The organism is Streptomyces sp. NPDC001927 (genome assembly GCF_053594455.1).
In genome coordinates, this window is record NZ_JBSFEN010000001.1 from 666,331 (window position 1) to 686,121 (window position 19,791).

The following is a 19,791-nucleotide window of genomic DNA, read 5'->3' on the forward strand; positions in this document are numbered from 1 at the left end:
CCCTGGGAAGCGGCCGAAGGCGGCAGCGGCCACCGACGCCCGACCCCGTGCCGAACTGACGGCAACGACCTTAGTCGTCAGTCCGCCGATCCGGTGAAATGCTCCCTGACTAGTGACTGCACGACGGTGACATCCTGGGCGATCAGTGCGTCGAGGAGGGCGGTGTGTTCCGCCGCGTCCGCCACGAGGTCGCCGTGCCGGGTCACCGGGCCGCTCACCAGAGGCCATTGGGACCTGCGGTGCAGGTCGTCGGCGACGACGAGGAGCTGTTCGTTGCCCGCGAGGGAGAGGACCGCGCGGTGAAAAGCGCGGTCGGTCTCGGCATAGTGCGCCCGGTCGCCGCGGGCGGCGGCGGTCGCGGTGGCCTCGGCGAGCGGCCTGAGCTCGGCCCAGCGGGCGGCCGGGACCGTGCGGGCGAGCCTGAGCATGACCGGGACCTCGATGAGCGCGCGCACCTCGGCCAGCTCGGCGAGTTCGCGCGGGGTGCGCTCGGTGACGCGGAATCCCCGGTTCGGTACGACTTCCACGGCGCCCTCGACGGCCAGCTGCTGCATCGCCTCCCGTACGGGGGTCGCGGAGACGCCGAAGCGCTCGGCGAGGACGGGGGCGGAGTACACCTCACCGGGGACCAGCTCGCCGCCGACGAGCGCGGTGCGCAGGGCCTGGAGGATCTGGCCGCGCACGGAGTGACGCCGGACGGTACGCGGCGCGGGCGAGCCGGAGGCCTCCGACGGAAACGCGGGCGCGGGCACGTACGCGGGAGTGGTCAGCCGAGGCGCGGGCGGCTCGCTGTGCGTGTGCTCGCCCCGCGCGGCCGTCGACCGGCCCTGTGCGGTGGTCGACTCGCCTCGTACGTCCGACGGCGAGCCCTGGCCGGCGGTCGGCTCACCCCGCACCGCCAAGGCTTCGCCCTGTGCGGCCGTCGACTCACCCCGTACCCCCGACGGACCCTCTGCCGGTCCGGACGGCACCGCCGCCCCCCGCGCCTGTTCCGGGACCCGTATCGAACCGTCGTACGACAGGTGCGACTGATCGCGCGCTCTGCCCTGCTCCACCCGGGTCCTCCTGCGGGGTCGTGCCGGGCCTGGCTCGCGATACCGAGGCCCCCTGTGCACGATAGGCGGACGGGGCCGCAGTTCAAACCTCGGACGCATCGGGTAAGGTAAGGCTAACCTGCTAACGATCGCGATTCGGTGGTCCCGTATGGCCCTCCCCGCTCTGCTCCCCGCCCCGTTCACCTCGCCCGTCGCGGCCTCGTACGCCCGCCTCGGCGAGGTGTTCCCCAGCCTGCGGATAGAGGAACTGGGCAGCCACGAGCAGACGCCGCGCGGGGCCGGCTGGGTCGGGGCGGACGAGCTCGCGGCCGGCGGAGCGGCCCTGGACGCCTTCCTGGCCTGGGACAACGCGCAGGTGCTGCGCGACTACGGGCAGCAGGCCCGCCCGGACGTGGTCGCCAGCTTCGGGCTCCACCGCTACGCCTGGCCCGCCTGTCTCCTGGTCACGGTCCCCTGGTTCCTGCACCGCAGGGTCCCGCGCCTGCCCGCCCGTAACGTCTCCTTCCAGCGGGCCCTGGGGCGGATGGCCGTCCGGATCGAGGAGTTCGCCTGCCTGCCAGGCGACCCCGCCGCCGAGCTGCCCGGCGCCCGGGTCGTCCCGGACGAGGAGGCGCTGCGCGCCGAGGCCAGGGCCGCGCTCGCGGAGCACTTCGAGGAGGTCCTGGCCGGCTTCGGACCCCGGATGCGGCGCGGGAAGCGGGCGCTGTGGGGGATGGCGACGGACGAGATCGTCGAGGGCCTCTGGTACATCGCGGCGCTGCTCGGCGAGGAGGAGCGGGGGATGGCCGAGCTGGAGCTGCTGATGCCCAGTACGGCCAAGCCGTACGCCGGGGCCGCGGGCTTCCGCGAGCTGCCGGGGGCCGAGGCGCCCGACGGCACGCCCCGCGCCACCCGGGACCGGGCGACCTGCTGCTTCTTCTACACCCTGCGCCCCGAGGACACCTGTCTGACGTGCCCGCGGACGTGCGACGCCGAGCGGGTCCGCCGACTCGCCGCGACCGCCTGACGGCTCCGTCCGCCGCCCCACCGACGGGCCGTGGGATTACGCCACTCGTACGAGTGGCATGAATCGAACGCAACTCCCTTGCATCGCCCGGCAGTTCGACCGGATCGCACCTATTCGTATGCCGTCCGACCCCAATGGCGTGCTCTTGCCGCGAAACCACGTGGGGGCCCTCCGGGGTCGGCAAGTATGGGCGGCCGAAACGCCCTACTGCGATGCAAGGGACACCGCATGAGACTGACCGACATATCGCTGGACTGGCTGCTTCCTGGTGGCGTCATGGTGGCCGGAGTCCTGACGGCGGTCGCGGTGCTCGCGCGCGGCAAGCGCGCCGGTGACCAGGCCGCGGCCGAGGACTCCTGGGAACGCAGTGAGGAACGCCGCCGACGCAAGGAAGCCATCTACGGAACCGCCTCCTACGTCCTGCTCTTCTGCTGCGCGGCCGTCGCCGCCGCGCTCTCCTTCCACGGCCTCGTCGGCTTCGGCCGGCAGAACCTCAACCTCACCGGGGGCTGGGAGTACCTCGTCCCCTTCGGCCTCGACGGGGCGGCGATGTTCTGCTCCGTCCTCGCGGTCCGCGAGGCGAGCCACGGCGACGCGGCCCTCGGCTCGCGCCTGCTCGTCTGGCTGTTCGCGGGGGCGGCGGCCTGGTTCAACTGGGTGCACGCACCGCGCGGTCTGGGGCACGACGGCGCGCCGCAGTTCTTCGCGGGCATGTCCCTCTCGGCCGCGGTCCTCTTCGACCGGGCGCTCAAGCAGACCCGCCGGGCGGCGCTGCGCGAGCAGGGCCTGGTGCCGCGTCCGCTGCCGCAGATCCGGATCGTACGGTGGCTGCGGGCGCCCAGGGAGACCTTCGCCGCGTGGTCGCTGATGCTCCTCGAAGGCGTACGGACGCTGGACGAGGCCGTCGACGAGGTGCGGGAGGACCGGCGCGAGAAGGAGCAGAACCGGCACCGCAGGCGCGAGCAGGAGAAGCTCGACCGGGCGAGGATCAAGGCGATCAACCGCCAGCACCGGGCCTTCGGCCTGGGGCGCGGGGGCGGCCGTCAGGTCGACGTGCCGTCCCTGGCCGCCGGCGGGGGCTCGGCTCCACCGTCCCTGAACTCCGGCGCGGGCTCCGCGACGCCGTCCGTGGGGACCGCCGTCGCGGAGCCCGCCATAGCCGACCCCGGACAGCTGCCGCTTCGACACCGGCCCTCCCTCCAGGCCGTGAAGGGTACTGAGCCCCGGACGGTGGACCTCACCGCCGAGGACGACACCCAGACGCTGCCCCGGCTCGACTCTCTGGAGCGCAAACTGAAGGACTTGGAGCAGCAGTTCGGCTGAGCCCGAGCCCGAGCCCGAGCAGCCGACGCGAACGGCAGGGCGGCGTGAGAACCCGAGGGGTCCTCACGCCGCCCTGCCGTTCAGTTCGAACCACACCACCTTGCCCACGCCGTGGTCCTCCACGCCCCAGGAGTCGGCCAGTTCCTGCACCAGGACGAGGCCTCTGCCGTGCGTACCGTCGTCGGCGGGCGGTACGGGCGGCTCGGGGGAACCGGAGAGACCGGAGACGAAGTCGCGTACTTCCACGCGCAGGCTGTCGGGGACCACGGTCGCGGTGACCACCGCGCCGTGGTCGGTATGGATCAGAGCGTTGGTGACGAGTTCACTGGTGAGCAGCTCCGCCACGTCGGACGCGCCCGGTCCGCCCCAGGTCCGCAGCATGCTGCGCAGGGCGTGGCGCACCTCGGGCACCGCGGTGAGCTCCGCGCATCCCACCTTTCTGAGCAGTTGAGTCGGCTGTCGTGCCTCCCCGTTCATAACCCCCACCCACATGTCGGTACAGATCTCCTCGAACAGGTTCACGGAGATGCATGCCCCACCGACCGGCGCGCATTCATCGAGGAGTCAGGGGCAGCTGTTGCGGGTGTCCCCGGTGTCGGTGGTGCAGGTGTCGATGCCGGTTCCGCCGTAGGCGGCGTCGTTGCCGGTGACGCTGTCGCGGGTGTCGAGGTTGTCGTTGCCGGCGTCGCCGTTGAGGCGGTCGTTGCCGCTCTGCCCGATCAGACGGTCGGCTCCGTTGCCACCGTTGACCAGGTCGTTGCCGGGTCCGGCGTACACGGTGTCGTTGCCGCCTCCGCCGTTGACGGTGTCGTGGCCGCTGAGCGCGCAGATGACGTCGTTGCCGAAACCACCGTTGAGCGTCTCGAAGCCGCTCGTACCGATGATCGTGCACCCGCGGGCGTTGTTCACCGTGGTAGCGGCGTTGGCATTGTTGTTCGCGGGCACCGGATCGGCCTCGACCGCCGCCGTCGCCACCCAGTCCGTCAGCGTGCCGGTGGCACGCGGCTCCGCGACCACCGTGATCGTGGCCGAGGCACCCGGGGCAAGGTTGCCCAGCGGACACGTCATCGTCGTCGGGTTGATGGTGCACGGACCGCCCTGACTCGGCGTCGCCAACAGCAGGGTCCCGGAGCCGCCGGTCAGCGTGTCGGAGACCGAAGCCGCGGTCGCCGTCGCCGTCGTGCTGTTGTTGGTCACCCGGATCGTGTACGTGGCCTGGTCACCGATGCTGATCGTGCCGGGCCCGGTCTTCGTCACCGACATGTCGACCGAAGGCGGCTGGGGCGTGCCGCTGATCGAGTAGCGGGCCAGGGCGTGGCTGTCACTGCCGTTGCCGGAGACGACGATCCTGCCGTCGGCCTGCAGGGCGACCGCGTGGCCCTCGTCCCAGTTGCCCTCGAAGTCGGTGGTCACCCGGCCGCCGGTGCCGAAGCCGGTGTCGAGGGAGCCGTCCGTGTTGTAGCGGGCGAGCGCGAAGTCGCCGGTGGCGTCGCCCACGACGACGACCTTGCCGTCCGTCTGCTGCGCCATGTCGTTGCCCGCGGTGCCGTTTCCGGGGAACGCGGTGGTCACCGTACCGTCCCCGCCGAAGGTCGGGTCCAGGGCGCCGTCGCCGTCGTAACGGGCCACCGCGAACCGGGAGTTGACCCCGGTCCCGTCCGAACCGGCGGCGACGATCCTGCCGCCCGCCGCGAGCGCGACGCCCTCGGCGGAGGTGCCGAACGGGGTCGCCACCTGGCCGTTGTCGCCGAAGGTGACGTCCCGGCCGCCGAACTCCATGAAGAGGCGGACGAGACCGAAGCCGGCGGGGCTCGAGCCGGCCCCGACGATCGTCCCGCCGCCGTACACGGCCAGGTCGTGGATCTCCGAGTCGCCGCCCTCGAAGGGGAAGACGGCCTTGCCGGAGTTGTCGTCGCCGAAGATGTCGAGGCCGCCGGAGGCGGTGAGGCGGGTCACCATGGCGTCGCCGCCGAAGGAGCCGCCGATGAGGATGTTGTCGTCGGTCCCCATGAGCACGGCGTGGCCGACGGTGGGAACGTCCTCGCCGAAGCTGGTGACGACCTTGCCGTCGCCGTCGAAGGTGGTGTCCAGGGAGCCGTCCGCGTTGTAGCGGGCCGCCGCGAGCTGGGGCCGGCCGGTGTCGGGGGTGTCGCTGCGACCCACCGCGACGATCTTGCCGGGGCCCGCCAGGGTGAGGGCGTGGGCCTCGTCGTTGGTGAATCCGCCGAAGTCGGTGGCGACGATGCCGTCACCACCGCCGAAGGTGGTGTCGAGGGTGCCGTCGGCGTTGTGGCGCACCACGTAGAAGTCGTTGGGGCCGTCGAAGTCGAAGCCGGTGGAGAGGCTGACGATCTTGCCGTCGGGCTGGATCACGACGTCCCGGTTGGTCTCGACCGCGGCCAGGTCGCTGATGACCTTGCCGTCGCCGCTGAAGGTGGGGTCGAGGTCGCCGGGGGCCGCGGTCGCCGCTCCGGGGAGGCTCACGACGAGCGCGAGGGCCATGGCGCCGGCCGCGACGGCGATGCGCCCGGCCCGGCTCGGTGGGGAATACAGGGGCTTGAGTGACATTCCGTCCGCTCCGTCTGTCGGTACCCGGGGGCTCCGGGGGCCACAGCTTTCTGTGGCGCCGGGCTCTTCCGGCTCACGGCATGACGGGGCTGCGCCCACTGGTCCTCGGGTTCCACTCCCAGGAGTGAGAGCGGTGAGACGGTCTAGGGGCCTTACGGCCGGGGGACGTTGCGCAAGTTGGAGCGGGCCATTTGGAGCATGCGACCCACCCCGCCGTCCAGGACGATCTTGCTCGCGGAGAGGGCGAAGCCGGAGACCATCTCGCGGCTGATCTTCGGCGGGATCGACAGGGCGTTGGGGTCGGTGACGATGTCGACGAGGGCCGGGCCCTTGTGCTTGAAGGCGTCCTTGAGGGCGCCCGCGAGCTGCTTGGGCTTCTCGACGCGGACGCCGTAGGCGCCGGCCGCGCGGGCGACGGCGGCGAAGTCGGGGTTGTGGTTGGTCGTGCCGTACGACGGGAGACCGGACACCAGCATCTCCAACTCGACCATGCCGAGGGAGGAGTTGTTGAACAGGACGATCTTCACGGGGAGTTGGTACTGGACGAGGGTGAGGAAGTCGCCCATCAGCATGGTGAACCCGCCGTCCCCCGACATCGAGATCACCTGGCGCCGGCGGTCGGTGAACTGGGCGCCGATGGCCTGCGGCAGCGCGTTCGCCATCGAGCCGTGCGAGAAGGAGCCGATGATGCGACGGCGGCCGTTGGGGGTGATGTAGCGCGCGGCCCACACATTGCACATGCCGGTGTCGACGGTGAACACCGCGTCGTCGTCGGCGAGTTCGTCCAGGACCGAGGCGACGTACTCCGGGTGGATCGGGACGTGCTTCTCGACCTTGCGGGTGTACGCCTTGACCACTCCTTCGAGCGCGTCGGCGTGCTTCTTCAGCATCTTGTCGAGGAACCGGCGGTCCGACTTCGCCCGTACGCGCGGGACGATGCAGCGCAGCGTCTCCCGTACGTCGCCCCAGACCGCCAGGTCGAGCGTGGAGCGCCGCCCCAGACGCTCGGGCCTGACGTCCACCTGGACGATCTTGACATCGTCCGGCAGGAAGGCGTTGTACGGGAAGTCCGTGCCGAGCAGGATCAGCAGATCGCACTCATGGGTGGCCTCGTAGGCCGCGCCGTAGCCGAGCAGTCCGCTCATCCCGACGTCGAACGGGTTGTCGTACTGGATCCATTCCTTGCCGCGCAGCGCGTGGCCCACCGGCGCCTTGACGCGCTCGGCGAACTGCATGACCTCCGCGTGCGCCCCGGCCGTGCCGCTGCCGCAGAACAGCGTCACCCGATCGGCCTCGTCGATCATCCGCACCAGGGCGTCGATCTCCTCGTCACCCGGACGGACGGTGGGCCGGGAGGTCACGAGGGCGGTCTGCAAGGCCTTGTCGGGGGCGGGCTCCGAGGCGATGTCGCCCGGGAGCGACACGACGCTGACGCCGCTCTGGCCGACGGCGTGCTGAATGGCCGTCTGGAGGAGCCGGGGCATCTGGCGCGGGTTGGAGATCAGCTCGCTGTAGTGGCTGCACTCGGCGAAGAGCCGGTCCGGGTGGGTCTCCTGGAAGTAGCCGAGGCCGATCTCGCTGGAGGGGATGTGCGAGGCGAGCGCGAGGACCGGGGCCATCGAGCGGTGCGCGTCGTACAGGCCGTTGATCAGGTGCAGATTACCCGGGCCGCAGGAGCCGGCGCACGCGGTGAGACGGCCGGTGATCTGCGCCTCGGCGCCGGCGGCGAAGGCCGCGACCTCCTCGTGCCGGACCTGGATCCAGTCGATGTCGGGCGTACGGCGGATGGCGTCGACGACGGGGTTCAGGCTGTCGCCCACGACTCCGTACAGGCGCCGGACGCCCGCCCGGACGAGGATGTCGACGAACTGTTCTGCGACGTTCTGCTTGGCCATGGATCCATCAACCCATGGGGCGGACCGTTACGCCTCCCAGACTGCTACCCCTGTGCGGTCGTCGGCGTACCCCTTCACCCGGAGCTGGGTGTCGGCGAGATAGGCGGCGAGCCCGGGCGGCTCGGCGGACGCCCAGCGCTCGGCCAGCTCCTTGGCGAGGGCCGGTTCGCCGCGGATCGGCTCGGCGAGACCGTTCGACGCGAGCAGGAGCGTGTCGCCGGGTCGGGCGACGGAGGCGCGGAAGCGGAACGGTTCGGCGGGCGGCGGCAGGGGGTCCTCGACGAAGGGGGCGCCGGGCGGCCCGGGAACGCCGAGCCTCATGGTCAGGCGGTCGCCCTCGGCGGTCTCCGACGGCGGGGAGCCGAAGCCGACGACCGGGGCGCCGCTGAGCGCGGCGGGTTCCGGGAGCAGCGGCTCGATGTCCTGCCAGGCGCCGTCGCGGAGCCGGAAGAGGCCGCCGGCGCCGATGCCGAAGAAGACCCGGGTGCGGCAGTCGGGGTCGGCGGAGAGCAGCAGGCAGCGCAGGGTCGCGGTGTACTCCTCGGGCTCCACGCCCAGTTCGGCGGCGCGGGCGCGCAGCTTGCCGAACGTACGGTCCGTGAGCCGGTGCAGCCCGGACTTCAGGTCGCCGCGGCGGCCGGAGCGGATGTCCTCGGAGAGCCGGGCGTGGCTGCGGCCGACGGCCTCGGCGATCCAGCGGCAGGCGTCCGCGGCGGCGAGGTGGCCTCCCTCGGCGGACCGGGTGCCGCTGGCCACGGCGACGAGGACGAGCGCGGCCTCCTCCTGCCCGAACCGGGCGGTGAGCAGGGCGTCCCTGCGGGGTTCGCCGCGGTAGCGGGCGGAGTCGCCGCGCTGGGAGGCGGCGCGCAGGGTGTACGAGCCGTAGCGGGCGCCGTCGAGGACGGTGTCGGCGACCAGCTCGCCGAGCTCACCGGGCCGGGCGACGGGCAGCGCGGTCGGCTCGGCCTCGTACGTGGGCGGTCTGTTGCCGATGTGTGCGGTACGGGGGCGCGGCAGCGGCGGGAGGGGCGGCTCGGGCACTTCGGGATCGGGGAGGTCCACGGCGAGCGTGGCGTCGGCGGTGGCGTCGGTGGGCGCGTCCGGGTCGGGGGGCTCCCAGGGAGCCCGGGTCGGGCGCGCCACCGGGGGCGCCTGGCGCGTCACCGGCGGGGCCGGGTCACCCGCCGTCGTACTCGACGTCGTGCTCGGCGTCGGGGGCGTCCTCGTGCCCGTCGTCGCACGTGACGCGGAGTCGAAGCGGTCGTCGAGCGTGTCGCCCGTGGCTGTCGGTGCCGTCTCCGGCACCGACTCGTCGTAGAGCTTGTCCCACCAGTTGTCCCCCTGCTGAGTCATGCCCTTATTGTCCACCGCGCGGGCCGCCAGAAAACGGGACATGCCGAAAAAGAGGTCCGCCGGGCGACCCCACCCCCCACGGGAAGGACGCCCGGCGGACCGGCGTGATCAGCGCACGTCGTAAGCGCGGACCACGGTCTGGGTGACGGAGTTGCCGTTGGCGTCCGTCAGTTCGGTCTTGAGCGTGACCGGCTTGCCCGCCGCGCCCGCGTGGTTCACGGTCGCGGTCCAGGTGCCGGCGCGCTGCGAGACCCGCGCCTCCGTCCAGGTCGTTCCTCCGTCGTAGGAGTACGAGAGCCTGGCCGAGGTGAGCGCGGCGGGCGTGTAGCCCGCGTGACCCGTCGCGGTGAGGCCGATCTGCTGGCCGTCGGTCGCGGCGAGGGTCTTCAGTCCGTCCTCCGGCAGGTTGTACCGGGGGAAGAGAATCGGGATGCCTTGAGAGTAGACGTTCTCGTCACGCTCGGAGGTGAATTTCCATACCGAGTTGACAGATGTGGAGCGGTTCCACACCTTGCTGCCGATCTTCATGGTGTTCTGTTCGAGCGTGTATGTACCGCGCTCGGACGGGATGTCGAAGACACCGAACGGCCATCCGGTCTCGCCGAGCACCTCACCGTCCTTGCTGAGCCGGAGGTTGCCGATGTCCCCGAAGGATCCGGGCTGGGAGTAGTGGGTGTTGTCCCCCCACATGGAGTCGGCGAACCCTATGAGGTTCCCCTGACGCTCGGCGACGAGGACGGGCTTGCCGGCGGCGTCCAGCGGGGCGGTCGGGGCGATGACGCCGTCGTACCAGCGCTCGGTGCGCTTCTCCCCCGCCTTGTAGGCGTGCTTGGCCCCGATCATGAACTCGCCGAACGGGAAGCTGGAGGAGAGGACCGTCTCCCACTGGGTGTCTCCGGTCGTGTAGTACTCCGTCCTCGTGCCGGGCGCCGGGACGGCCTCGATCGCGCCGAAGTAGACGGCGGTGCCGTTCGGCCGGTAGGCCGCCGGGCTGTCGATGAAGTCGGTGGCGACGCCCATGGAGCCGTAGGTGGACTCGGTGCGGCCCAGCTGTCCGTCGCGGACCCGGTACGTCTTGTCGTCCCGTACCTGACCGGACTCGGGGAAGGCGAGGTTGTAGAGGTACGGGCTCTTCGCGGTGGCCTTCCAGGAGAGGGTGACCTCGCCGGCGGAGAGCTTGGCCAGGAGCGCCGCGCTCTCGGCGGAGCCGACGGCGAGGACCGGGAACCCGGCGCCGGTGAAGCCGGCCGTCGGGTACCAGCGGGCGGTCGACGTGCGGTACGCGAGGACCGCGACGGCTCCGGCGGCCTTGGCGTTCCGGGCGACGGTGGCCGCGTTGGTGGAGGTGTCCGGGAAACGGACCAGGGCGATACGGCCCTTGACGCCCGCGGCCGTCAGTTCCTCGGGGGTGCCGGTGCCCGCGTCGACGAGACCGGCGGTGCCGGTGCCGTCGAGGTTGTCGGAGCCGAGGGAGGCGGTGACCGGGTGCAGGACGGTGCCGTCGGCCGTCTTCAGCTCCGCGATCTGCGGGGCCGCGGTGCGCCAGTAGCTGCCGAACTCGAAGTCGCCCTCGTCGGCGCGGCCTTCGACCGAGGCGTAGTAGCCGCGGATCGAGCGGGTGCCCGCGGCCGTTCCGGCGTGCATCCAGGTGTCGTCCCAGGAGCGGGCGAACGCCAGGGTGGTGCCGCGCTGTTCACCGGGCTTGTCGGTGCTGACCGACAGCTTGTGGGCCTTGCGGGCGTCGAGGACGACGGTGGTGTCCTTCTTCACCTCGATCTGCGGGCGGGCCAGGTAGCTGAGCGAGTCGTTCAGCGTGGCGCCCTCGCCCGTGTCGGGGGTGGTGACGAAGGAGGAGAGGAAGTAGCTGCCGGGCCGGACCTGGAAGACCTGGTCGGTGGCGCCCTCGTTGAAGCGGCGCTCGCCGCTCGCGTCGTCGGTGCCGATGAGGTCGACGGAGGAAGCCCCGTCGGCGGGCTTGCCCTGACGGTCGATCAACTTGACGCGCAGGGTGACCGTTTCGGGCTGGACGTAGAGGGAGAACGGCGTCGAGACGTGCAGCCCGTCACCGCCGGTGGCCACGACGCGTCCGGTGACGTCGCCGTACTGCGCGCGCTCCAGGTGCGCGGTCGGGTCCAGGTGGAGCGGGACCTCGACGGTCGCGCCGGCCGGGACGGTGACCGTGCGCTTGCCGAGCTTGGCCACGGAGGAGCGCACGCGGGAGCCGTCGTTGCCGGTGACCTTCTCGACGTCGAGCGTCAGGGTGACGGCCTTGCCGGAGGTGTTGGTGTACGGGACGGAGACCGTGCTGCGGTCGCTGCTGTCCTGGGGCCAGTTGAAGGTGCCGCCCTGGACGGCGTCGGCGCCGAGGACCGTCTGGTCGATGGCGGCCTTGACGTCGAGCCGGCCGCCGCCGACCTCGCGCACGTCGCCGGGGACGTCGCTCTCGGCGGAGGAGACGAGTGCGGCCTTGATCTGCTGCCCCGTCCAGTCGGGGTGCCGCTGCTTGACGATGGCGGCGGCGCCCGCGACGTGCGGGGTGGCCATCGACGTACCGGACATGGACTGGTAGGCGTACACGCCCCGGCCGCCGACGGCGGCGGCGGAGATGCCGACGCCGGGCGCGGCGATCTCCGGCTTGAGGGTGTGGTTGACGATCGTCGGGCCGCGGCTGGAGAAGGACGCGGTGGAGTCGTCGCGGTCGGTGGCGCCGACGGTCAGCACGTCGGGGGCGCAGCCGGGCGAGGAGACGGTGTTGAGCGTCGGGCCCGAGTTGCCGGCGGCTATGACGAACAACGTGCCCTTGTTCTGGGCGAGTTCCTGCGCCGCGACGCTCATCGGGTCGGTGCAGTCGGTGGGTACGGAGCTGCCGAGGCTCATGGAGACGACGTCGGCGCCCTGGCCGACGGCCCACTCCATGCCGGCGATGATCCAGGAGGCGGCACCGGAACCGGAGTCGTTGAGCACCTTGCCGTTGAGGAGGGCCGCGCCGGGCGCGACGCCCTTCTTCTTGCCGCCGCTCGCCGCGCCGGAGCCACCGACGGTGGAGATCGTGTGGGTGCCGTGGCCCGCGCGGTCCTCGGCGGTGTCGGAGTCGGTGAAGTTCTCCGAGGCGACGATCCGGCCCTTGAGGTCGGGGTGCTCGGTGTCGGCGCCGGTGTCGAGGACGGCGACCTTGGTGCCGGTGCCGTCGAAGCCGGCGGCCCACGCCTCGGGGGCGTGCACCTGCTTGGTCGAACGCTCCAGGGTGGCCTCGACCTTGCGGTCCAGCCAGAGCTTCTTCAGGCCGGTCGCGGAGCGGGCGGCGGGGGCGTTCACGTCGGCCCAGAAGGTGGCGGCCTGCTTCTTGTCGGCCTTGAGGGCGACGCCGTCGACGGCCCTGAGGACCTGGCCGCGCTGGGCTCCGCGCGGGGCGGCGGGGACGGAGCGGGCGAGGTCGGAGCCGTAGACCGCGATGAGCGGCAGCGTCTGGGTGCCCGCGTCGTCGTAGCCCTGCCGGACGAGGCCGGTGACGTTGAAGAGCTCCTCGTCGACGCGGCCCGCGGCGAGGGCGGCGGTGGCGCCCTCGGGGTAGACGTACAGGTCCTGGCCCGAGCGGCGGGTCTGGACGAACGGAACGGTCCCGTCCTCGCGGGGCAGCGCGGTGGCGGCCGGGTTCCCGGCGGCGTCACGGGTGACCAGAACCCGATCGCCGGTGACCAGCGTGACCGTGGCGGTCCGGTCGCCGGCGCGGGCGCCGTGCGCCTCGCTGCCGACCAGCGGTCGATTGCCGGTCGGGTCGTCCTGCGGCACGGCGGCCGTGGACGGCGCGACCGCGGTGACGGCCAGGACGGCGGCGGTCGCCGCTCCCAGGGCCGTACGCGAAATCGGGCGCATCGCTCTCCCCATCTGATTCCGGCGCAAGGGCGGGCAAAGGTCCCGTGCCCGGAGGCTGTTGGTGCTGCGGTGGCGCCACATTGGCAGAGGTGAGGGTGGTGCAGGGATGATGTGCGCGGCGGGAATGCGCCGTGGCCGATTCCCGCCAGGGCACCAACGGAACGAATGCGTCCGGTGAACGTCAGGGGAATGTCCGGGACGTCCCAGGACGTCCGGTGAGGGGTGGGGCAGCGATGCTGGGAGCGATAGGGCTCGACGAACGGCAGGAGTCCGCGTACCGGGCGCTCGTCGCGCTGGGCGCGGCCGAGGTGACGGATCTGGCGCACCGGCTCGCCCTGCCGGAGACGGACACCGAACGGGCGCTGCGGCGCCTGGAGTCGCAGGGGCTCGCCGCGCAGTCCTCGGCGCGGACGGGACGGTGGGTCGCGGCGCCCCCGGGGGTGGCCCTCGGCGCGCTGCTGACCCAGCAGCGGCACGAGCTGGAGCAGGCGGAGCTGGCGGCGGCGCTGCTCGCGGAGGAGTACCGCGCCGAGGCGGCCGAGCCGGCCGTGCACGACCTGGTGGAGGTGGTGACGGGCGCGAGCGCGGTCACGCACCGCTTCCTCCAGCTCCAGCTGGGCGCCACGGAGGAGGTCTGCGCGCTGGTCACGGGGAAGCCGATCGCGGTGACCGGTATGGAGAACGACGCGGAGGAGCTGGCGGCCGTGCGGGGCGTGCGCTACCGCGTGGTGGTCGAGCGGGAGGTCCTGACGCTGCCGTCGGGGATCGTCGAGCTCTCGGCGGCGCTCGGCCGGGACGAGGAGATCCGGGTGGTGGACCGGGTGCCCACGAAGCTGGTGGTCGCGGACCGGACCCTCGCGATGGTCCCGCTGACCGGCCGGGGCGCGGAGCCGGCGGCGCTCGTGGTGCACGCGAGCGGGCTCCTGGAGTCCCTGATGGGCCTCTTCGAGGCGGTCTGGCGCGACGCGCTGCCGCTGCGGCTCGGCGCGGGCGCGCAGGTCACGGAGACGGAGGCGCCGGGCCCCGACGCGACGGACCTGGAGGTCCTCTCCCTGCTCCTGGCCGGCATGACGGACGCGAGCGTGGCGAAGCAGCTGGACCTGGGCCTGCGCACGGTGCAGCGCCGGGTGAAGGGCCTGATGGAGCTCTCGGGCGTGACGACCCGCCTCCAGCTGGGCTGGCACGCGTACGAGAAGGGATGGGTGGCGCGGGGGTAGGCGCGGGGCGGGTGGGCCTGAGGCGCGCACCAGGCTCGGTCGGGTGCCCCGTCCGTACGCCGCGACCTGCGAGGAGATCATGGGTCCTGCACGCTGGGCAGATGGGTGTGTGGCAGCTGTTGCTCGTCGCGATGGTGATGCTGCTCGGCCTGTTCGGGGTACTGGCTCCCGGCGTGCCGGGGCCGTGGCTGGTGTGGGCGGCCATGCTCTGGTGGTCGCTGCACGAGCAGAGCGGGCTCGCCTGGATCCTGCTCGTCGCCTCGACCGCGCTGCTCCTGCTCACCCAGGTGGTCGTATGGCTGCTGCCGCAGCGCCGGATCCGGGGCGTGGGGATCACCCGGCGCATGGTGACGTACGCCGGCGTCGGCGCCTTCCTCGGCTTCTTCCTGGTCCCCGTGCTCGGCGCGATCCCCGGTTTCATCGGCGGGATCTACCTCTCGGAGCGGCTACGCCTGGGCGGCCACGGCCAGGCCATGGCCTCCACGCGCACGGTGATGCGGGCGGCCGGGACGAGCATCCTGGTCGAGCTCTTCGCCTGCCTGCTGATCGTCGGCGCGTGGGTGGGCGCGCTGATCTGGGGCTGAGGACCTAGGGGGTGTCTCGTCGATCAGGCCGGATCAGGGAGCGGGGTCTGGTGCGTGCGATCGCAAGGCGGAGGAGGGAGTCGACGCGGAGCGTCGGCGAGTGACGACAACGCGGCGAGCGGGCGTGCCAGGCGCCGCGAGCCCGGCATGATCGGCGAGACACCCCCTAGGACCACGGCCCCTGCCGCACTTCCGCCGGAGCGCCGATGCGCGCGGCACGGCCGGCGGGCGATGCTGGCCGTATGAGGGATTTCGAGGGCTTCGACGCAGCCGAACTCGCCTACCTCCGGACGCAGCGGCTCGCCCGGATGGCCACGGTCGACCCCGCGGGCCAGCCCCAGGTCAACCCGGTCGGCTTCTTTCCGCAGCCGGACGGCACCGTCCTGGTCGGCGGGCTCGCCATGGGCAGGACGAAGAAGTGGCGCAACCTCGTGGCCAACCCCAAGGTGGCCCTGGTCGTCGACGACCTGGCGAGCGTGCGGCCCTGGCGGGTGCGCGGGGTGGAGATCCGGGGCGAGGCCGAGCTCCTGGTCGGGCCCCACGAGCTCGGCCCGCACTTCAGCGAGGAGGTCATCCGGATCCACCCCCGCCGGATCCACAGTTGGGGTCTCCCGCCCGAGGGGGCTACTTCGGAAGATCGATCTGGTACTTGATGAAGCCGGTGTCGCGGGCGACCTTGTCGTACAGGTGGCGCGCGGTGGTGTTGGACGCCTGCGTGTTCCAGTAGACCCGGTCGCAGTCCTGCTCCCGCGCCCACTCCGCCACGGCGGCGATCAACGCCCGCGCGACGCCTTGGCCGCGCGCCTCGGGGTCGGTGAAGAGGTCCTGGAGGTAGCAGACGTCCGGCCCGGAGGTGCTGGGGTGGACGAGGAAGTGGGTGAAGCCGACGACCCGGCCCTCGTGCCGCGCCACGCGCGCGTGGACACGGGTGCCGTCCTGGAAGGCCTTCCAGGCCCGCCCGTACAGGGCGTCGGGCTCGCTGCGCCCGTAGAAGTCGATGTACGCGCGGAAGAGGCGCTCCCAGGCGTCGCGGTCCTCGGGTCGGAGCAGGTCTGTGCTGATCATGGGCTCATCATGCCGGTACGGGTGCGAGCTCCAGGTACCGGTACGCGTACGAGCGCCAGGGCCGCCACGCCTCGGAGCCGCCCCCCGGGTCCACATCCGGGTCGCCGAGGGCCCGCATCCGGATGAGGGCGGCGTGGCCCGCGGTGACGCCGGGGACGGCGCGCAGGGCCTGCTCCGCCTCGTCGCGGTCGGCGCCCGGGTCGAGGCGTACGGCCCCGGTGGTGAGCGCGGCGGCGAGCGGGCCCGCCTCCGGGTGGTCGAGGAGCGCGGCGGGCTCGGGGAAGAGGTGGGTGAGGGTGCCGCAGGCGGTCTCCAGGGGCGTGCCGTCGGCCAGGACGAGGCGGGCCGCCTCCTCGGGCCCTGCCACGGTCCGGAGCGCGAACTCCTCCGGGTCGGCCGCGCCCGGCGACCGGAGGCCGGGGCGGGCGGCGACCGCCTCGGCGAGCACGGAGTCCGGGGCGGCGCCGAGGTGCTCGGCGACGGCGTAAGGGTCGGCGTCCAGGTCGAGGAGGCGGCGCAGCCGCTGCACAGCGGTGGTCAGGTCGCGCAGGTCGGTGAGGTGGATCCGGGCCTCCAGCCAGGGCCCGGCGGAGCGCTCGTCGACGGAGACGAGGCCGGTGCCGTACGGGAGGCGGAGCGTACGCCGGTAGGTGCGGGAGCCGGGGGCGCCGAGGACCTCCTCGACGCCCGGCAGGGCCTCGGCGGCGAGCAGGTCGAAGAGCTCGCGGGCGGCGTACGGGCCCCGGTGGGCGAGCCGCAGCGGCACCCCGGCGGCGAGCGCGGTACGGGGCCCGGCGCCGGTGCCGGACTCGGAGCGCAGCTCGGTGGGGGTACGGGCGTAGATGCGGCGGATCGTGTCGTTGAACTGGCGCACGCTGGCACTGCCGGACGCGAAGGCGATCTCGGTGACCGAGAGCCCGGTGGTCTGCAGGAGCAGCCGGGCGGTGTGGGCCCGCTGGGCGCGGGCGAGGGCGACGGGCCCCGCGCCCAGCTCGGCGGTGAGCAGGCGCTGCACCTGGCGGGCGCTGTAGCCGAGCCGCCCGGCGAGTCCTGGCACGCCCTCGCGGTCGACGACCCCGTCCCCGATCAGGCGCACGGCGCGGCCGACGACGTCGGCGCGGACGTTCCACTCGGCGGAGCCGGGCACGGCGTCCGGGCGGCAGCGCCGGCAGGCGCGGAAGCCGTGGCCCTGGGCGGCGGCGGCCGTCGGGAAGAACGTGACGTTCTTCCGCTTGGGCGTGACGGCGGGGCAGCTGGGCCGGCAGTAGATGCCGGTCGTCTCGACGGCGAAGAAGAACGCGCCGTCGAAGCGGGCGTCCCGGCTGCTGACGGCCTCGTACCGCCGGTCGGATTCCTGTTCGCTCACGCTGTCCACGTGTTCCAGTGTGCGGGAGCCCAGGGGGCGCGGCTGGCGGTTTTCGGACACCGCGCTGCACCGCGCTCCCCGGGACTCCCCAGGTCCCGCTACCAGCCCGAGTGCCGCCCACGGCCACCGGAGCCGCCCCGCTTGGACTCCATCGCCGCACGACCTTCCGCGCCCTTGCGCTTCCAGTCCTTGAGGATCTCGGAGCGCAGGCGGGCGTCGGTCTTGGCGACGATCCGCTGGTTCTCGCGGAGGAGCTTGCGGTAGCTCTCCAGCCGGCGGACCGACAGGGAACCGTCCTCGACCGCCGCCGTCACGGCGCAGCCGGGCTCCGCCTCGTGGGCGCAGTCGTGGAAGCGGCAGTCCTGGGCCAGGCTCTCGATCTCCGAGAAGACCTGGCCGACGCCGGTCTCGGCGTCCCAGAGCCCGACCCCGCGCAGACCGGGCGTGTCGATGAGGACACCGCCCCCGGGCAGCACGAGCAGGTTGCGCGTGGTCGTGGTGTGGCGGCCCTTGCCGTCCACGTCACGGGCGGCCTGGACGTCCATCACGTCGTCGCCGAGGAGCGTGTTGGCGAGCGTGGACTTCCCGGCGCCGGAGACGCCGAGCAGCACGCTCGTACCGCCCGCCACGAGCGAACGGAGGACGTCGAGCCCCTCGCCGGTCGTGGAGCTGACGGGCAGCACCTGGACGCCCGGCGCGACGGTCCGCACGTCCTCGAGGAGGTACGAGAGTCCGACCGGGTCGGGCACCAGGTCGGCCTTGCTGAGCACGACCACCGGCTGGGCACCGGACTCCCACGCGAGGGCGAGGAAGCGCTCGATGCGGCCGAGGTCCAGCTCGACGGCGAGCGAGACGGTGATGATCGCGTGGTCGACGTTGGCGGCGAGGATCTGCCCCTCGGACCGCTTGGAGGACGTGGACCGCGCGAAGGCGGTACGGCGCGGGAGGAGATGCCGTACGTAACGGGGATCGCCGTCGCGGTCGACGGTGGCCCAGTCGCCCGTGCAGACGACCTTCAAGGGGTCCCGGGGCACGACGAACTCGGTGTCGGCCCGGAGGATGCCGATCGGGGTGACCAGGTCGCACTGGCCCCGGTCGACCCGCAGGACGCGGCCGGGCATGAGGTCCCACACTTCGTACGGGGCGAACGCGGCCTCCCAGCCCTCGTCCCAGCCGTACGGGGTGAGGTCGTGCGAGGTCGAATCCTGAAGATCCTGAAGAGAGGAGGAAGACAAGGGGTGACCCTTCACAAGGGTGGCCCCGGCACGCGCCGCGTGGGCGCGCAGAAAGCAGAGGGAAGGTCAGCCGGAGACCACGGGGGTGGGAACGATGAACTCCTGAATGCGGGCACAGCCCGTCACCATGACAGTCATCAATGTCCTCACCTCCTGTTTCTTCTCAACGAACCGACTCAGCCCGCCCCCTCGGGAGCGGATGGGCGAAACCCTAGCCCCGCCCCAGGACACGGCACCACCGATTAAATTCCTCCGGATAGGGTGCAACCGGCTCCGGAGACCGGAGCCGGTACATCAGACGAGGTGGGGGAAATGCCGAAGCACCGGCTGTCCAGAAAAGGCCGTTACGCAGCGCTGGCGAGGACGGCCGTCGCGGTCGTGGCGGGTGCCGGGGTCGCGGCGCAGTCCTCGATGGCGGCCACGCCGTGGCCGGCGCAGAAGACGTACACGGGCCGTGCGTTCGACGCCTGCACGGCGCCTTCGCTCACCGCGATGAAGGCGTGGAAGAAGGACGCCTACTACGGCGGCGTCGCCGTCTACATCGGTGGGAAGAACCGCGGCTGCGCCCAGCCCAACCTGACCAAGAGCTGGGTGAAATCGGTCGACACGCTCGGCTGGCGGGTCGTCCCGCTCTACGTCGGCGCCCAGCCGCCCTGTCAGAAGAGCGGGAACAAGGAGCGGTTCACCGCGGCCACCGCGACCTCGGTCGGGGCGAGCAACGCCGCCGACGCGGTCGCCAAGGCCTCGGCGCTCGGCATGAAGCCCGGCAGCCCGATCTACCTCAACATGGAGCCGTACAACACCGCCGACAAGGCGTGCAACGACGCGACCCTCGCCTACGTGCGGTCCTTCACCAAGACCCTGCGCGCCAAGACCTACCGCGCCGGCCTCTACGGCTTCAGCAGCTCCAGCGCCAAGGCGATCGCCACGGCGAAGGACCGCACGGACCTGCCGGGCAACCTCTGGTACGCCCTGTGGAACGGCCAGGAGACCACCACCAAGGACTGGCCCTGGGACCCGAAGCTGTACACCGGCCACAGCCGGGGCCACCAGTACAAGGCCAACAGCAAGGAGACCCGCGGCGGCCACACCATCACCGTCGACCGCAACGCGTGGGACGCCCCGGTCGCCATCATCGGCTGACGAGCGGCTTCCGGCTCGGCGGTGTCTCGTCTGCCCGGCAAGACACTCCTGGCGTCAACGTGCGTAGTTTGACGCGCTCTTGACGCTGCGTTCGCATCCGCTCGCTCC

The 19,791-nt window shown here is 72.3% G+C and carries 15 protein-coding genes; 6 read left to right on the plus strand and 9 right to left on the minus strand.

Going from position 1 to position 19,791, the window contains the following annotated elements; translation table 11 throughout:
* Nucleotides 1-77: 77 nt before the first annotated feature.
* The gene (locus ACWCO8_RS02785) at nt 78-1,055 is read right to left on the minus strand and encodes an FCD domain-containing protein (RefSeq protein WP_451030596.1); all 978 of its coding nucleotides are present in this window, start codon (nt 1,053-1,055) and stop codon (nt 78-80) included.
* A gap of 148 nt (nt 1,056-1,203) precedes the next feature.
* On the opposite strand from ACWCO8_RS02785, the gene ACWCO8_RS02790 reads away from it, so the two are divergent.
* Both ACWCO8_RS02790 and ACWCO8_RS02795 read left to right on the plus strand, forming a co-directional pair.
* On the plus strand, nt 1,204-2,061 hold the full coding sequence (locus ACWCO8_RS02790) for a (2Fe-2S)-binding protein (RefSeq protein ID WP_451030597.1): 858 nt from the start codon (nt 1,204-1,206) through the stop codon (nt 2,059-2,061).
* Between the two features lie 228 nt (nt 2,062-2,289).
* Nucleotides 2,290-3,384, plus strand: coding sequence for a DUF2637 domain-containing protein (locus ACWCO8_RS02795; protein WP_451030598.1), 1,095 nt, complete (start codon nt 2,290-2,292; stop codon nt 3,382-3,384).
* Between the two features lie 63 nt (nt 3,385-3,447).
* On the opposite strand, the gene ACWCO8_RS02800 is transcribed toward ACWCO8_RS02795, so the two are convergent.
* From ACWCO8_RS02800 to ACWCO8_RS02820, 5 genes are all read right to left on the minus strand, one after another.
* Nucleotides 3,448-3,795 (minus strand): ATP-binding protein, encoded by a 348-nt coding sequence (locus tag ACWCO8_RS02800; protein WP_451030599.1) that lies wholly within the window; start codon nt 3,793-3,795, stop codon nt 3,448-3,450.
* 153 nt (nt 3,796-3,948) lie between these two features.
* The gene (locus ACWCO8_RS02805) at nt 3,949-5,952 is read right to left on the minus strand and encodes a calcium-binding protein (RefSeq protein WP_451030600.1); all 2,004 of its coding nucleotides are present in this window, start codon (nt 5,950-5,952) and stop codon (nt 3,949-3,951) included.
* Nucleotides 5,953-6,104: 152 nt separating this feature from the next.
* A complete protein-coding gene (locus ACWCO8_RS02810; protein ID WP_451030601.1) occupies nt 6,105-7,847 on the minus strand; it encodes a pyruvate dehydrogenase in 1,743 nt (580 codons plus the stop codon).
* Between the two features lie 27 nt (nt 7,848-7,874).
* Nucleotides 7,875-9,200, minus strand: a complete 1,326-nt coding sequence (locus ACWCO8_RS02815) for a protein phosphatase 2C domain-containing protein (RefSeq protein WP_451030602.1) — start codon at nt 9,198-9,200, stop codon at nt 7,875-7,877.
* Nucleotides 9,201-9,308: 108 nt separating this feature from the next.
* Nucleotides 9,309-13,073 (minus strand): S8 family peptidase, encoded by a 3,765-nt coding sequence (locus ACWCO8_RS02820; protein WP_451030603.1) that lies wholly within the window; start codon nt 13,071-13,073, stop codon nt 9,309-9,311.
* A 233-nt stretch (nt 13,074-13,306) separates the two neighbouring features.
* On the opposite strand from ACWCO8_RS02820, the gene ACWCO8_RS02825 reads away from it, so the two are divergent.
* From ACWCO8_RS02825 to ACWCO8_RS02835, 3 genes are all read left to right on the plus strand, one after another.
* Nucleotides 13,307-14,290 carry a helix-turn-helix domain-containing protein gene (locus ACWCO8_RS02825; RefSeq protein WP_362017086.1) on the plus strand — a complete coding sequence of 328 codons (984 nt, stop codon included), beginning with the start codon at nt 13,307-13,309 and terminating at the stop codon, nt 14,288-14,290.
* Between the two features lie 101 nt (nt 14,291-14,391).
* Nucleotides 14,392-14,874, plus strand: coding sequence for a DUF456 domain-containing protein (locus ACWCO8_RS02830; RefSeq protein ID WP_362017084.1), 483 nt, complete (start codon nt 14,392-14,394; stop codon nt 14,872-14,874).
* Nucleotides 14,875-15,116: 242 nt separating this feature from the next.
* Nucleotides 15,117-15,527, plus strand: a complete 411-nt coding sequence (locus ACWCO8_RS02835) for a PPOX class F420-dependent oxidoreductase (RefSeq protein WP_451030604.1) — start codon at nt 15,117-15,119, stop codon at nt 15,525-15,527.
* Here ACWCO8_RS02835 and ACWCO8_RS02840 read toward each other — a convergent pair.
* The 3 genes from ACWCO8_RS02840 to rsgA all read right to left on the minus strand — a co-directional run bounded on the left by ACWCO8_RS02840 (nt 15,499) and on the right by rsgA (nt 18,540).
* Nucleotides 15,499-15,939 (minus strand): N-acetyltransferase family protein, encoded by a 441-nt coding sequence (locus tag ACWCO8_RS02840; protein WP_451030605.1) that lies wholly within the window; start codon nt 15,937-15,939, stop codon nt 15,499-15,501. The two genes, ACWCO8_RS02835 and ACWCO8_RS02840, sit on opposite strands and share 29 nt — an antisense overlap.
* A gap of 7 nt (nt 15,940-15,946) precedes the next feature.
* Nucleotides 15,947-17,314, minus strand: coding sequence for a bifunctional transcriptional activator/DNA repair enzyme AdaA (locus tag ACWCO8_RS02845; RefSeq protein WP_451030606.1), 1,368 nt, complete (start codon nt 17,312-17,314; stop codon nt 15,947-15,949).
* Nucleotides 17,315-17,403: 89 nt separating this feature from the next.
* A complete protein-coding gene (rsgA, locus tag ACWCO8_RS02850) occupies nt 17,404-18,540 on the minus strand; it encodes a ribosome small subunit-dependent GTPase A (RefSeq protein WP_451030607.1) in 1,137 nt (378 codons plus the stop codon).
* Nucleotides 18,541-18,852: 312 nt separating this feature from the next.
* Between rsgA and ACWCO8_RS02855 the strand changes: the two genes are divergently transcribed.
* Nucleotides 18,853-19,683, plus strand: coding sequence for a glycoside hydrolase domain-containing protein (locus ACWCO8_RS02855; protein WP_451030608.1), 831 nt, complete (start codon nt 18,853-18,855; stop codon nt 19,681-19,683).
* Nucleotides 19,684-19,791 lie beyond the last annotated feature (108 nt).